We start from the raw sequence: 15,027 nt of genomic DNA, 5'->3' as shown, positions 1-15,027 counted from the left end.
GGACTTCAAAAATAATATTAATCAGTAAGGGTAATGGCTCCATCTACAGTAAGGTCATAGAAGGTATTACCGGAGGCTGAAAGTAATTCTTTCCAACGGGCTCTCGTACGGGTTCCCATCTGTCCACCTAGCAAGAAAACAACATTATTAGGGCTTAGCGTTTCATAACGCGGATACTTTCTGGATGTTATTAGAACATAATCCGGCACCTCATCTTTTGCACGGCTTTGCTTCCAATTATTACCATTCCACCTGAGCAGCATACCCAGCTGTGTTTGCCGGACTTCTAGGTTTCCAAAGTGTCCGTCCCCGGCCAGGTTAGAGTGTATGGTATCATTTATCAGTTGGTTGACTAGATAGTTGTTAAGGCGATATTCATAGGCAGCCGTGTCAGCCCAAAATTCAGGATTTGCAAGCAAGTACATGCTGTTATCTTTTTTAACAGTGATAACTGTATGTCTTGGGATAGAATGAATCACCATTTTCTCCTCCTGATAGGTTTTAAGTGTAGATGATATTGAATAGATCATTACCAGAACAACCAGAAGAGCAAGTTGCTTCAGAACCGCCACTTCACGAGTACGGAGGATCTGCCATACAAGTAGTAGCACCAGAAATAAACCTGCTACCTCCACGGCATCCAGCACTAACCCTTCGATCAGATGGTTGGGAAGCCACCTGGGTATCGCTACCACCTGGTTGGTTAGGTACGCAATCAGGTTGGTCACCCACGCCACCCAGTTGGCTAGTAATGGGATGGGAAATAAACTGACAAAAAGTAGTATTAGTGAAGCTGGTAATAAAAGAGAAGTGAGACCTATCACAAACGGATTAACTAACCAGAAATAAAAGGGAAACTGATGAAAATAGTAGATGCTCAGCGGAAAAGTCAGCAATTGTGCCGAAACCGAAACGGCAGTAATCTGCCAGAGCCACCGAAGTACCCGATTAGGTGTTTCGACCAAGTTGTCAAGCGGCTTGTAAAATAGTATTATTCCTAGCACCGCCAAGTATGAAAGCTGAAAACCAACAGTGAATAGAGCATCCGGATCGACCAGTAAAATAGCAAAGGCAGAAATAGCCAATGTATTGATGGACTCGTGCCTCCGCTGTATAGTCTGGGCTGCTACCCATACAATACACATCAGCGTAGCCCGCTGTACGGAGGGAGGTAGTCCGGTGACCAGGGCATAAAAGAAGAGCAGCAGGGACAGGACTACAAAGTACATGTACTTTCCATACCTGATCCGACGAAGCCAACCCAGCGCCCAACTAATGATCGCAAAGAAAATTCCTACGTGTAGCCCCGAAACCGACAGTACATGTACTGCGCCCGATAATGTAAAAGAATCTACCAGATTGCTACGCAGATCCTCACGGCGCCCTAACAACATAGCCTTAACCAAGGCGTATGAATCATCTTCAGGTAGATAAGCGCGTAATGTACGATCAGCCCAGCCGGAAATTCCCAGGCTCCAGCCAAGGACACTCCAGGTATCCTCTACATGAGATACTACCTGATAGGTACTGTCAGTGAGGTAGTCCGTCCAGGCTATACCGCGGTAGCGAAGGTAACGGCAATAGTCAAATTCATCGGGGTTTCGAGGCGGGACAGGTCTTTGCAGACTTCCTCTTACCACCACTACATCACCGGGAGCTAGTACCTGCGCAGCTCTGGCGGGAGTGGTAACCATAGCCTCCACCTGGACCGGCTCCCATTCACCCGCCAGCCGAAGCTGATTAACCTCTACCCGATAACGTAAAGTAGATGGTCTTTTTTCAGGTAATGACTTTACCGTGAGCAGGTAGGTATCATAGGGTACTTCCAGCTGCTTAATGGCCTGCAGGTATCGCTGTGCATGCAACTGAGCAGTTACAACACCAAATACGAACAGTATAACCGATAATACTATACCCGTAGTCAGTATATGCCTTCTAAGAAATAGGAAAGTAGCCAGGGATGCTACAAGTAGGCTTATGCTTACAACTTGTAGACTACTTTGAATAGAAACGGGAGACCTGAGGAGCAGAAATTCATGCAGCAGGATTCCACTCACAAGACATAGGATGTACCTGATAAATGGAGCCCTTTCAAACATTTGCTAACGTATTACGACAAACCGGTTGACTACCGATTCGTTATTGACAGTAGCTTTTAAATAATATATACCTGGTGTATAATTCCTAACATCCACATTTATCCTTCGACTCCAGACATCCTGATAGGTGGTTTGCTCCACAATCAGGCCCCGTGTATCATAGATGGTAACCGTTATATCCTGATAGTCGGTGAAGCGGATATTGGCCTGTAGCTGAGTAGAAACCGGATTAGGAAACAGTTCCATTACCAGTCTTTCCGAAGGTTCCAGTCTCCCAAGCTTGGCGTATTCAACCAAACGGGCCCGCCGCGGACTCACCGCCAACACGGCTCTCATACGCTCTGCCTGGCACTTTGTAAAAATATGCATACAGGAGTCTGGTGAATAATCCATGTAGTTCTCAATCATGTTGCGGGTAGTGACCCCGGTACAGTTTGAAAACTTATCATTACAGTTAGTAGTCTGATTTGGTTCTTTGGTAGGAGGCGTATCATCACAGTAGTCAGTACCGCAGTCTACATCTCCCCAGGTATGGATCAGCCCCAGCCAATGACCTACTTCATGGGTAGTGGTTCTACCGGTATTGTAGATCCGGCTGGTAATGGCTCCGGTTTTACGGCCGAAAAAGCGGAAATCAATGATTACACCATCCGTCATGGTAAATTCTTCATTGGAGTCATCCAGACCGGGTATACCTTCTACCGAAGGAAACTGCGCAATCCCCAGATAATTATTGCTAAGACGGCACACCCAGATATTGAGGTACTTGTCAGAAGGCCAGTATACCAGATCAGCCAGTAGCTGATCATCCGTAAAAGGATTGAAACTAGTTTTGGTGGTATAACGCGTACGGGTAATTCCATCCGTAACGCGACCATCTGGATCGTAATCGGCCAGGTAAAACTCTATACCCGTATCAGTACCCAAGGGATCATCGTTGGAGCCTGGAGTACCAGGCTTCCTACGATAATCTTCATTAAGTACCTCAATCTGACTTTTTATTTGTTCAGCTGTAATATTGGGATTATTAGCTCCTCCAATACTCGTTTCTGCCTGATCATGTATAACGTGAACGACAACCGGAATCTGAATAACTTCATCGGCTCCTTTACGGGTGCGTCCATTACCGTTACGCATATACTCTGCTATGGCCTCTTCGGTCCTTATACGGTTGCGTAGCCAACTAGGATTAGCTTCAATACGACGATTTAATCTCTCGTTTGTCGCACAACGGTCAAGCAATACATCAGATACCTGAGCAATCGACTCGGAATATATTAATGTTGAAAAAAGAAGTATTATAAGTGAGCAGATCTTTTGATTAAGCCTGCTTTTCCGATTTTTCATATGCTGCCAGAATATCCCTTACCAAACGATGCCGCACTACATCAGCACCTTCCAGTTCGACAAAGCTAATGCCTTTTATTCCTTTAAGTATATTAACCGACTCAATAAGACCAGATTTTTGATTCTTAGGCAGATCCACCTGTGACTTATCACCGGTAATGATCGCTTTTGAGTTAGGGCCCATACGGGTCAGGAACATTTTCATCTGCATAGGTGTAGTATTCTGTGCCTCATCCAGCAATATAAAGGCATTGTTCAGCGTCCTTCCGCGCATGTAAGCTAGTGGAGCAATCTCCACAATGCGGTTGTCCACGTAGTACTTTAGCTTTTCGGGTGCGATCATATCATCCAGGGCATCATAAATAGGCCTCAGGTAAGGATCTATCTTTTCTTTCAGATCGCCCGGCAAAAAACCCAGGTTCTCACCAGCTTCTACGGCCGGTCGGGTTATAATTATCTTCTTTACTTCTTTGTTCTTAAGGGCTTTCACCGCTAATGCAACGGCGGTATAGGTTTTTCCCGTACCGGCTGGGCCTATTGCAAAAACCAAATCGTGCTTGGCAGCCTCCTCTACCAGCAACTTCTGGTTAGGTGTTTTGGCCTTCACAACAATTCCCTTATTGCCATAAATGATTACGTCATCGTCCTCATCAAAGCTTTCAGAATTAGGTTTACTGATACCCGTCAGGTACCTCTTTACATTCTCGTTGGTTACTTTACCGTACTTCTGATAATGCGAGAGCAGTGAATCCAGCACGTCCGTAATCTTGACGATCTCGGGAGCTGTACCCTGGATTCTGATTTCATTGCCCCGTGATATAATCTTGCTTTCCGGAAAAGCAGCGGCAACTTCTCTGATGTTGGTGTTATGAACTCCCAGGAAATCCACCAGAGAAACATCTTCGAGCATTATGATTTTTTCTACCAAATTATTGATCTGTTAGTTTAAGAATGGAACGTGTTAAAAAATTAGCAAATAAATGTGTGCCACCTACTGCTATAACAAGTTTTTTTTGCCAAATATTCAATATCTAACACTGAAAAAAAAATACATGTTGTTCAACCGCTTCACAATCAAGCCAAGTAGCCAACAATATTAGTTATATACAAAAAAATGTTTTCTGGCGCCCTTTACTGTGTGGTGCCCAATGTTTAATATTGTACTACTATGGAAAACGAGAGGACATTTAATTTTCTTAAAAAATCAGGCACTACACCGCCTGCTCAGGCACGTGCAACGGGCGCAAATCGCTGGCTAGGTGGTGATTCGGGGCTGGGTAAGCTCCCCCCTCAGGCTGTAGATATGGAGGAGGCCGTACTGGGAGCCCTGATGATTGAAAAGGATGCCCTCTCGGCTGTAGCAGATATTTTAAAGCCGGAAAGTTTCTATAAGGAAGCTCACCAGCGTATTTACAGTGCGATAATTACCTTATTTGCTAATTCAGATCCTATTGACCTGCTCACGGTAACTGCCAAGCTGCGGAGTACCGGCGAACTGGAGCTAGTAGGTGGAGCTTCTTATATAACCGAATTAACTTCCCGGGTTAACTCGGCCGCTAACATTGAGTACCACGCCCGGATTATCTCACAGGCGGCCATCAAGCGCGAGCTGATCTCTATTTCATCCGAGATACAGAAGGAAGCCTTTGAAGATACAACAGACGTGTTCCGTCTGCTTGATAAGACTGAGCAGTCACTGTTCCGCATCTCGGAGAACAACATCCGTAAAAACTACTCTGACATGGGAGCCCTGATGCGTCAGGCATTGGATGAACTGGATAAGAAAAAGAACAATACGGATGGTCTGACGGGTATACCGTCGGGCTTCACCGCCCTGGATCGCCTGACGTCCGGCTGGCAGAAGACCGAATTGATCATTCTGGCGGCACGCCCCGGTATGGGTAAAACGGCCTTTGTGGTATCGTCGCTCCGCAATGCTGCCGTTGAATTTAATAAGCCGGTGGCTATCTTCTCTCTGGAGATGTCATCCGTACAGCTGGTCAATCGTCTGATCTCAGCCGAGGCTGAGATAGATAGTGAGAAGATTCGTAAAGGAAGCCTGGCTCCGCACGAATGGGCGCAGATGCACCATCGGATCAACCGGCTTACCAATGCCCCAATCTTTATAGATGATACCCCAGCTCTCTCTATCCTAGAGCTAAGGGCAAAATGCCGACGCCTTAAAGCTCAGCATGATATACAGCTGGTAGTGATTGACTACTTGCAGCTGATGACCGGTGATACAGGCGGAAAAGGCGGTGGAAACCGTGAACAGGAGATCGCATCGATATCTCGATCATTAAAAAACCTGGCGAAAGAGCTGGATGTACCTGTGATAGCCCTCTCGCAGCTGAGCCGGGCCGTGGAAACCCGTGGTGGTGAGAAGAAGCCCCAGCTGTCTGACCTTCGTGAATCAGGATCTATTGAGCAGGATGCGGATATGGTTATATTCCTGTACCGTCCTGAGTACTACGGTATAACGCAGGACGAAGCCGGTAACTCAGTAGCGGGTGTAGGTGAAGTAATTCTGGCCAAGAACCGGGCCGGTTCGCTCGACACAGTACAGCTGCGCTTTATCGGTAAGTACACCAAGTTCGATAACCTGGATTCGTACTTTACGCCAACTCCTATGGCCGCGGATCGTCCTATTCCGGTAGCGAGCAATCCGATCGCTTCTTTTGAGAGTCAGGCCACGCCACCGGCAGGCAATACCTTCCGGAGCAAGGCCAATGATCTCAGCAACTTTGATTATAAGGGGCCCAATGATGAGCCCCCATTCTAATCACCCTAGTACTTCTTTATTGTTTCTTTACAAGTAGAGCTACATTTTCGACATGGTGGGTATTAGGAAACATATCCACCGGCTGTACTTTCATAACCTCGTAGGCTTCTGACATAAGCGCTATATCTCGGGCTTGAGTCGAAGAATTACAGCTTACGTAGACGATGCGGTCCGGTGCTGCTTTCAGAATGGTCTCTACTACGGGCAGATCCATACCGGCACGCGGTGGATCCGTAATAATCACATCAGGTCTGCCGTGTTGAGCCAGAAACGCCTCGTTCATCAAGTCCTTCATATCCCCGGCAAAGAAACTGGTATTGGTGATACCATTCAGCGCTGAGTTTTTGCGGGCATCTACCACGGCCGCTTCTACGTACTCTACTCCTACTACCTTGCGAGCCTGCCGCGCTACAAAATTGGCGATAGTACCAGTACCGGTATACAGGTCATACACAAACTCATTACCAGTAAGACCGGCGTAGTCTCGTGCTACGCTGAATAACTGATATGCCTGCTCCGAGTTAGTTTGGTAGAATGATTTGGGACCCACCAGGAACGTCAGGTCTTCCATCGTCTCCCGGATCACCGGCTCTCCCGCGTAGTGAATCACCTCCTGGTCCTGATAGGAGTCATTGCCCTTAGTATTAACAATGTAGTGCAAGGAAGAAATAATCGGGAAGGAGTTATTGAGGTACTCCATCACATCCCTGATCACATCTTCTTCATTCTCCCCAAACTGAGCGATGACCATCACATCACCTGTATTGGCTGTTCTGATGATCAGATTTCGTAGTGTACCCACGTTCTTACGAACATCGTAGTTCCGGTACCCTTTGCTGTTGATGTACGCGTACAGCCCATTTCTGATATCATTAGAGGGGTCCGGCTGCAGATAGCACTTCTCTACCGTAAAAATCTTATCAAACCGCTTAGGAACATGGAATCCCAAGGCATTCCGGTTAAAGTCCAGCCCGGAGCTGATCTCTTCGCGGGTCAGCCAGCGATTATTTGAAAAGGTAAACTCCAGCTTATTGCGGTAAAATTGTTTTTCATCGGCAGGCAAGATGTCATTGACATGTACCCCCTGCAGCTTTCCAATACGCTCAAAATGGTCTACCACCTGCTGTCTCTTAAAGCGCAGCTGGTGACCATAGTCTATATGTTGCCAGCGACATCCCCCGCAGGTGCCGTGGTGTGAGCAGTAAGGTTGGGTGCGCAGGGACGACTGGGAATGTATTTTCCGGACAACGGCTTCCTTAAATTTCTTCTTCTTGCCAACTACTTCCAGATCTACGATATCACCAGGAGCCACATCACCTTCCACGAAGATTACTCCATCCGGTGACTTATAGATACACTTGCCTTCGGCGGCAAAATCAGTAATTTCTACTTTTTCGTACTTTTCAAAAACTCGCATGCTTCTATTTTCAATTAACAAAGAGGCTGCTCAGGATAGGAGGAATCCCGGGCAAAATCAAAACGTAAATCCAACCAGTTTCGTTGGCCTGTGTCCATAAATCTACTTTTGGAGCTGCAAAAATAGTTGATTATATATCAGCTATTAGTATGGTGAGCAAAAAGGATGAATAATGGCATACAAGAAGCCGTAGCAGCTCTATATAAAACAAAAGGGCAGATCCTATGATCTGCCCTTTTGTTTCGCTTTAAAAAAGGATATGTTAGATATCCTCTTCTCTATCCAGCATAATTTGTCCGCGGATCTCACCGAATGGATTCTGCTCTGTACGAATGTTGATATACATATTACCCCATACCAGCAGATTTTCCTGCTCTGAATTAAGTGTTACTGAACCAGTGATGGGTGAAGTACCAACGTTTGTTAGAATAAATTGAGCAGGCCCATTTTCCCAGGCTGGCATAGCCGAGTGAATTACCACCGCCGTTGGAGTCAGCCCCTGGTAAGTAATGTTATAAGTAAGGGTACGGGTTTCTTTGTTATATTCCAACACCGCCGATCCTTGAGCCGATGATGTAGCACGAGGCTGAGTATTCTGGCTGTTAAGAGTAGAAGTAAAACGGATAATAGGATCATTATGGGGTCCTTCGTCCTTGCAGGACGCCATTACACCCATCATAAGCACCGCTACAAAAAGGAGCGTAAAGTGTTTCATAGACTTTTTCATAGTTTATTAATTATGGATTTGCTGGCGAAATATACATAAAAACACATCTATAACCCGAAAACGTAGGTAAGTTGTTTATTGAAATTATCATACCAGATCCTGAGTAGATACTCATTTAGTCAAATAGTATTTAATAATTCGCTAAGCTTCAATATTATATAATCTTCAAATCATTTTTACGGACGTATACTAACTCCCCTTCCCAGAATACCATATTCCAGTTATCACGCGCACCAATAATAGTTAGTTTATGCCCTTTGCCAATCCTTTCAACCACGTGAGCCGCCGACGATGGGTACGATCGCAGATACGTACTACCATTGCTGATGATACCCGTACTGTAGTTATCCGGGAGATTAAGTAGCCCCAGCAGCGCGATCAGGTAAATGATCATAGCCCACTTATGTCTTTTGTAGATGTGCTCACCGTTACGAATCTTGATCAACATGACGACAAAAACATATACCCCTAGGGTAAGCAGTAAGATTGGGATGAACTCTCCGTACCGTCGATAGAATATGACAAAATAACTATAGTCATTGAACTCATATCCCCGGAGGCTATATACTTCGGCGAGTGAACTCATTTTTTTCAGGAGTGGTATACTGGGCTCAAGCTGCGCCAGATTGCTCAGATAAAAGAGGCTCTGGGTGTAGTCATTAGCCCGCTCCGACAAAAAAGCCAGCTTAAGGAGGATGTTCGGATTGTATTTTTGGTGGTTACGGAAATGATTCTCATAAATATTTTTGGCATCTGAATACCTCCCTATAGTAAACAGAGAATCAGCTACCTTAAGCTTATTTTCCTGGGCTCTTAAAGGGGCGAAAAGGAGCAAAAGGGGCCCTATTATAGCCAGAATTATCATTTTTTTGTTGAGGGATGCTTGCATAATAATATTATCTCGACTACTTTTGCATCGCAATTAAGGGAAACGACACCGCAAATCCTATAAATTGTACGATTCCGTAGCTCAGCTGGTAGAGCAATACACTTTTAATGTATGGGTCCTGGGTTCGAATCCCAGCGGGATCACCAAACAAGTTTAGAGTATCCTTTTTTACATTGTAGTACGATTCCGTAGCTCAGCTGGTAGAGCAATACACTTTTAATGTATGGGTCCTGGGTTCGAATCCCAGCGGGATCACTAAGCAAGTCCAGGTGGTGGAATTGGTAGACACGCTACTTTGAGGGGGTAGTGCCCTTACGGGTGTAGGAGTTCGACTCTCCTTCTGGACACTTGTTAGCACCGCGTTTTCGTCAAGAGAATGCGGTTTTTTTGTGCCTTATAATTCTATCAGACCTTAGCCCTCACTACCTTATCTTTCAAGGTAAAAGACTTCAACAAATCCAGGTTTGAATAAATGTTAAACTCTTACGAAGTTAAAGTTTCACGAAATATCTGATTCAATAAACTCTACTTACTTAGCTGTAGTGGCTCTATTTACTTTGGCTAAGTCAGAACTCTAAATATAATTTCTCAACCTCCCAAATACTTCATTCAAGTTAATCCTAGGCCCTCCTGAGGGAGTTTAACAAGTAAAGCCATACCCGAAAATACAGCCCCGTATAACTTCATTCGTAGGACAGTCAGGCGCGTATGAAGAGGCTAAAATGTGTATCTTGCCGTATTGAATAACCTATTAAAACACATACTAGGAGTTAATAAAACAAATCATGTTTTTACCCGTTTTTCTAAATTGAACTAACTACTGATACTATGAAATGCCCGTCCTGCAACGAAACGCTTCTGATGAGTGAAAAGATGGGGATAGGTCTGGCTTGACCGAGGCGAGCTTGAAAAAAATTATTGAACGGTCAGCAGAACACTATTCGAAGAAGGAGAACTATGATTCTGACTACAAGCGGTTTGGCTATAAGGATTACGGCTACGACTATAACAAAAGGCACCCTCACAAAAAGAAGGAGTCGTTTTTAAGCGAGTTTTTTGATTGATAAATAGTTGTCTTACATCAGGTGAGTACCCTCATCTTTATAATAAGGAACAAGCAGGATCTATTGAGCTCCCGCTCGTTCCTTATTAATATTCTCATTTTCAACTACTTCTATTTTAACATCCATTATCAGGCCCAGCAGCCCTACTCTTTCAGGTCATGGTCTCTATCAGTGGCTGTATTGGTAATAAATCTTTTTTACCTGACAAATGACTCCAAAAAGATCTGTCTGGCTTTTCATAAAACAGGCACTTAGCTCAGATCATGCATTCCTATAGCATCATTTACTCATTCAAAATATCTGTATAATTTAGATTTAAGATATAACGCGATAAGAACGTTATAATGACTTTAAATATCCATCCTGATATACCCTTTGTAAACGCTGTTATAATTATACACTGATGCCTCTCTATAATTAGCGTAAAAATACTGTAAATACAGTATTGTACCATATACTAACAAACAGCTAAATTTGATCCCGTATCCACATCAAGAATTACCTCGATATTCATGATTACCATTAAATCAAGAGGAGGTTATAATGGTAACATAAAGGAACCTGACTTATAGCTAGGTTCCTTTTTTTATGCTTCTTTGTCCCTATTGGCTTTATCAGTGTACCCGTATTTACTCTGCTTCTATTTAATTTTGTAAGTCAGGTATAGTTTTCCCGCTATCCTATGTAACCGCTCATTAATATTTATTGACAATTGTTGAGGCTGTATGTACCTTCGGTATAATAAATGTCTTCCCTTCCTTATAGTATTAGCGTGAATAAAACTGTAAGGACTAATTAGCTTTTTGTTCAGTACCAATCGTCTACCTGCTCTGGCTAATAATTATACATATCATTAATAGATAGTTTATTAATCTAGTAATACAGTAGGATCATACTCCCTCCTTTTTGCGCACATTATAAGTCAGTATACGGTAGCTATCCACCCTTCTAATGCTATAAGAGTCTCTAAGAATGCTCAAATAAATCTCTTCCCTAAAATTCCTGATGCTATAAAACAAATTGTTAATCTTCCCAAGCCGAACCAGCCAGTTCATCAGCAGTCACGTCTAATTGTGAAGTTTAATAACTCCATACAGCTTTCTTACCAGGATGGTGCTGAAAATGGGTTTCAACAAAAATAATCAGCTGAATGGAAGGCTTTGAACAATTAGTTTCCAACTATAACTCTAAAACGACTTTTGATGATCAGGCTATTCAGAATTTCTTTGATATGATCGAAATTAGCGTGCCTGAACAACAGCTTGTACACCAGATAGGCTTTCCTCTTACCTACTACACAGTTGAATGCTCTTCACAAACAGAAAGGAGGGCACGGCTAAAGCGCTTTTACCTGGCCTACCGTTGAATCAGCTTATTTACAAAGTGGATATGTACCTTGTGACCCTCTTCAACCACAACAGGGCTACCTGGATGCAGCGCCGGTCGGCATCGATGCCCGCTTTGCCTGGGACGTACCTGGAGGTCGCGGAGGTAACACAACGGGACCTTCTGTAAAATTCGCTGATGTAGAAGCTAGATGGAATCTATTCCACGAAGATTTTGCTACCTCTGGTTTAAGTCTCCGATCAGAAGTAAACTTGCCTGATCCTGATGATCAGGCTCATGGCACAGCTATACTGGGTGTTGTAATGGCACAAAGCAATAGTACAGGCGGAATAGGTATCACACCACGTGTACAAGCCAGTTTTTTTTCAACCTATCGTGGATTAGGATCTTTTGACTTGCCGAATGCTATACTTGATTCTGCTCATTGGCTATCCACACCGGTAGAACACCGGGTAGTAATATAGGAAATGTTATGCTTCTACCTCTGGCCGCATTTCAACATTCTACCGGTAGACACCCCACAGCTTTTGTTCCGGTAGAGACAGTACCAGTCATAAGGGTTTGATTCGTATGTGTGTACAAAATCTTTATATTATAGTGATAGAAGCTGCTGCAAGCGGAGATTATAGCTCTGATACTGGTATAAGCTTGGATAGTTACATCAATACTTCTGGTAGACAAGTTTTAAATCCGCTTAGCTTTGACTTTTTTGATACAGGTGCTATTATAATTGGTGCTGCCAGTTCATCTGTACCACATATCAGAATACGCGCTTCCAACTATGGACGGAGGATTACCTGCTATGCCTGGGGCGAAAATATCGTAACCACCGGCGGTGACTCTTCTTCCGCAGAGTTAAGTAGTTATACAACCAACTTTGGACGTACTTCAGGAGCTGCCGCCTTTGTTGTTGGTGCTGCTGTTTCCGCTCAAGGGATGGCACGAGCAAGTGTTTTTTCATTAACTCACTCAGAAATGAAAAATATATTAAGTAATCCTGACGTGAATACACCGTCTGCCAGTCCTTTTACAAATAGAAAGTGCTTAATGCCTGATTAGAAAAAATAGCAGAATATATATTGAATAGACGTGCAATACCCAGAATCGACCTTCCACGTGAACTTTACACTCTGTTGGGCGATATTTTGATATATGGTCAAGGCATTATCATTGGACCTAATAGTCCTAGGCCAGTTTGGCCATGGGATCAAATTATACAAAGGCTAAGTCCTACTAAAAAGGATATGCTTGTTGGACTCACTCTCACGGAGCTGTCTGCACTAGTGAAAGATCTAAGTAGTCGAAATAAAATTGATCAGGCAGGTATGGATGTCATGACTCATGTCTTACAACAAATAAGAGTACATTCTAATGAAGAAGTATAATTGGCATGTAAAACTTATAGATATATTTGTATTATGTTAATTTGGTTAATAGAAGCTATCTGAGATTTAGGTATAGCGTATAAAGGTACAGTTCGCAATGCTACATTTAATTCTCAGAGCCACTAATATATCCAAATTAATACTCTAGACTCCTGCTTTTGAAGCATTTAAATCTATTTTTATAGTAATCAATATTCATACTCCTTAAATGAATTTTGATCGCATAATTGCTTAAGTGAGTAATTTAAAGGCATCTTTTTCAAGTTAGACACAAAAGCGGGCTCTTACAACGGAAAGAGGGATCAAGTCCAAAAGTTGTGGAGGAGGTTGGTTTAAGCATATAGCTGAGTGAGACGATAGAGGAAGAATTCAACGCTTCTGACTCCTCTGAACCGAGCTCTAAATGCTTTGATCTTAGCGTTAAAGGATTCGGCCGAAGCATTTGTACTTCTGTTATCAAAATAATTTAGGATCGTTTCATAATGACTCTCTATGGATCTGGCCACGGTATTGAAGGCCTTAAAACCCGCCTGTCTAACCTTCTCGTGCCATTTGGCCAGCTTGGCAAGCCCATAAAGCTTGTCGTGGGTATGGGTGAAGATGTGGTTGAACTCCATGGTCAGATCATACGCTCTTTTGATGTCGGGGAAGCGATCAAAGAGCAGTTCAGCCCGCTCTTTCTGGCTCTGAGTCCAGTCCTGGGGCTTCTTGTAAAGGGCATACCTGCTTCGGGCCAATAGCTGTTTAACCGTATCCCCGTTTGACAGCACCTGGGGCTGGTACTCTGTTTGATTGGCCTTGGCCTGCTCGATAGCTTCATTTTCAGCATCCAAAGCTTGCCACCGGTGCTTGATGCGGATTTCCTGCAGGGCTTCTACTGCCAGCTTTTGCACATGAAAGCGATCTGTCACCCGGGTAGCTTTGGGGAAACACCGTTTAGCGATCATTTCCATACTACCCGCCATGTCCAGAGTGATTTCAGTAACTTTCTTTCTCTGACGTTCAGGGATCTTTCGGATCACTTCAATTACTGTCTCGGCCTTAGTACCTGCCACTATGGCCACTATACTACCTTTCCCCCCCTTGGCGGCTTTGTTGGTCAGGATGGTGTAGAGTTCTCCGTGAGAAAGACTGGTCTCGTCAACAGAAACATGGGTACCTAGATTATCAGGATATAAAAGCCACTTTTTAGCATGAACTCTTTGGTTCCAGCTTTGAAAACCATGCGGAAAATTGCGGTACTGGCGTAGCAGATTCTTGCCATTCACGCCATACATACGGCCAATGTCCAGCGTACTATGCGGGCAGCTATCGACTGATTTGTTTTAAAAAATCGGCGAATTCCTTTGTCATTCGCGTTCCCTGAGCCACCTCAGACCAGTCTCTCTGTTCCACCTTTCCTATCCTGGTGTTGAGCCAGCGACGGCGCTTGATGTGCAGGAAAACCCGCCTGTCACGAATGGGAAAGTCCTGAATGGTGATTTCAGACAGAAAACCCTTAGACAGTAGCTGCTGCCTGGAAGGATCTGTATCTTCTAAATTCTTCTCTTCCAGATACACATGAAGTACCTCAGAAAACTGCTCTACACGGGTTAGTTGATAATACTTGACAAGAAAGTCGGGTAACAGATAAGCTACTAAGGGCAGAAAACTTTCCACTAATTCTAGATTGTATTGAATCTACAAACCTAGAAAAATACAACCTCCTCCACAACTTTTGGATTTGATCCCTTGTTTGGCCATTTAAGTTTTAGAGGACATATATTAACAAAAAGGAGCGGGTACCACGATGTGGTACCTGCTCCTTTTTGTATACGTACTATACAGGTGCAAACATAGAAGCACCATAAAGCAGGAGCCCCATCTATTGTAGTGAGGCTCTTGTTGTTGCTGAAGAGTAGTAGTAGGCAGGTGTATATAAACAGCAAAGGAGCCGCAGCGTTGGCTGTGGCTCCTGTCTTGCTTTGTGG

Annotated in this window: 13 protein-coding genes and 3 tRNA genes; 8 read left to right on the top strand and 8 right to left on the bottom strand. The window is 43.9% G+C overall.

The genetic code is table 11. The features are described 5' to 3' along the window. Positions 1 to 17: 17 nt before the first annotated feature. The 3 genes from JUB14_RS26870 to JUB14_RS26860 form a co-directional block, all read right to left on the bottom strand. Entirely contained in the window at positions 18 to 2,099 is a 2,082-nt protein-coding gene (locus tag JUB14_RS26870; RefSeq protein WP_229368355.1) for a ComEC/Rec2 family competence protein, read from the bottom strand. Between the two features lie 3 nt (positions 2,100 to 2,102). Beyond that, a complete protein-coding gene (locus tag JUB14_RS26865; RefSeq protein ID WP_207509966.1) occupies positions 2,103 to 3,236 on the bottom strand; it encodes a M43 family zinc metalloprotease in 1,134 nt (377 codons plus the stop codon). Positions 3,237 to 3,420: 184 nt separating this feature from the next. Next, positions 3,421 to 4,374 carry a PhoH family protein gene (locus JUB14_RS26860; protein WP_207509965.1) on the bottom strand — a complete coding sequence of 318 codons (954 nt, stop codon included), beginning with the start codon at positions 4,372 to 4,374 and terminating at the stop codon, positions 3,421 to 3,423. A 240-nt stretch (positions 4,375 to 4,614) separates the two neighbouring features. Between JUB14_RS26860 and dnaB the strand changes: the two genes are divergently transcribed. After that, positions 4,615 to 6,228 carry a replicative DNA helicase gene (dnaB, locus tag JUB14_RS26855; protein ID WP_207509964.1) on the top strand — a complete coding sequence of 538 codons (1,614 nt, stop codon included), beginning with the start codon at positions 4,615 to 4,617 and terminating at the stop codon, positions 6,226 to 6,228. Positions 6,229 to 6,244: 16 nt separating this feature from the next. On the opposite strand, the gene rlmD is transcribed toward dnaB, so the two are convergent. From rlmD to JUB14_RS26840, 3 genes are all read right to left on the bottom strand, one after another. After that, entirely contained in the window at positions 6,245 to 7,645 is a 1,401-nt protein-coding gene (rlmD, locus tag JUB14_RS26850; RefSeq protein ID WP_207509963.1) for a 23S rRNA (uracil(1939)-C(5))-methyltransferase RlmD, read from the bottom strand. A gap of 262 nt (positions 7,646 to 7,907) precedes the next feature. Continuing rightward, complete coding sequence (locus JUB14_RS26845; protein ID WP_207509962.1) at positions 7,908 to 8,372, bottom strand: CHRD domain-containing protein; 465 nt, start codon at positions 8,370 to 8,372, stop codon at positions 7,908 to 7,910. Positions 8,373 to 8,526: 154 nt separating this feature from the next. After that, positions 8,527 to 9,207 carry an SH3 domain-containing protein gene (locus tag JUB14_RS26840; protein WP_207509961.1) on the bottom strand — a complete coding sequence of 227 codons (681 nt, stop codon included), beginning with the start codon at positions 9,205 to 9,207 and terminating at the stop codon, positions 8,527 to 8,529. Positions 9,208 to 9,331: 124 nt separating this feature from the next. Between JUB14_RS26840 and JUB14_RS26835 the strand changes: the two genes are divergently transcribed. From JUB14_RS26835 to JUB14_RS26805, 7 genes are all read left to right on the top strand, one after another. Continuing rightward, positions 9,332 to 9,407, top strand: a tRNA-Lys gene (locus tag JUB14_RS26835). Between the two features lie 36 nt (positions 9,408 to 9,443). Then, a tRNA-Lys gene (locus JUB14_RS26830) sits at positions 9,444 to 9,516 on the top strand. 8 nt (positions 9,517 to 9,524) lie between these two features. Next, positions 9,525 to 9,608: transfer RNA gene (locus JUB14_RS26825), tRNA-Leu, on the top strand. Positions 9,609 to 10,166: 558 nt separating this feature from the next. Continuing rightward, on the top strand, positions 10,167 to 10,325 hold the full coding sequence (locus JUB14_RS26820) for a hypothetical protein (RefSeq protein ID WP_207509960.1): 159 nt from the start codon (positions 10,167 to 10,169) through the stop codon (positions 10,323 to 10,325). A 1,150-nt stretch (positions 10,326 to 11,475) separates the two neighbouring features. Further along, a complete protein-coding gene (locus tag JUB14_RS26815) occupies positions 11,476 to 11,691 on the top strand; it encodes a hypothetical protein (RefSeq protein WP_207509959.1) in 216 nt (71 codons plus the stop codon). Continuing rightward, positions 11,688 to 11,840, top strand: coding sequence for a hypothetical protein (locus JUB14_RS26810; protein ID WP_207509958.1), 153 nt, complete (start codon positions 11,688 to 11,690; stop codon positions 11,838 to 11,840). Before JUB14_RS26815 ends, JUB14_RS26810 begins: the two co-directional genes overlap by 4 nt. A 402-nt stretch (positions 11,841 to 12,242) precedes the next feature. Next, positions 12,243 to 12,731 (top strand): S8/S53 family peptidase, encoded by a 489-nt coding sequence (locus JUB14_RS26805; protein ID WP_207509957.1) that lies wholly within the window; start codon positions 12,243 to 12,245, stop codon positions 12,729 to 12,731. 658 nt (positions 12,732 to 13,389) lie between these two features. Here JUB14_RS26805 and JUB14_RS26800 read toward each other — a convergent pair. Both JUB14_RS26800 and JUB14_RS26795 read right to left on the bottom strand, forming a co-directional pair. Continuing rightward, positions 13,390 to 14,334: an ISAon1 family transposase gene (locus tag JUB14_RS26800; RefSeq protein ID WP_207509956.1), complete on the bottom strand. Its 945-nt coding sequence runs from the start codon at positions 14,332 to 14,334 to the stop codon at positions 13,390 to 13,392. 31 nt (positions 14,335 to 14,365) lie between these two features. Beyond that, positions 14,366 to 14,716 carry an ISAon1 family transposase N-terminal region protein gene (locus JUB14_RS26795; protein ID WP_207509955.1) on the bottom strand — a complete coding sequence of 117 codons (351 nt, stop codon included), beginning with the start codon at positions 14,714 to 14,716 and terminating at the stop codon, positions 14,366 to 14,368. Positions 14,717 to 15,027 lie beyond the last annotated feature (311 nt).

Origin of the sequence: Telluribacter humicola, assembly GCF_017355935.1 — a bacterium.
Lineage (GTDB): Bacteria > Bacteroidota > Bacteroidia > Cytophagales > Spirosomataceae > Telluribacter > Telluribacter humicola.
This window is presented reverse-complemented; position numbering and strand designations above follow the sequence as displayed.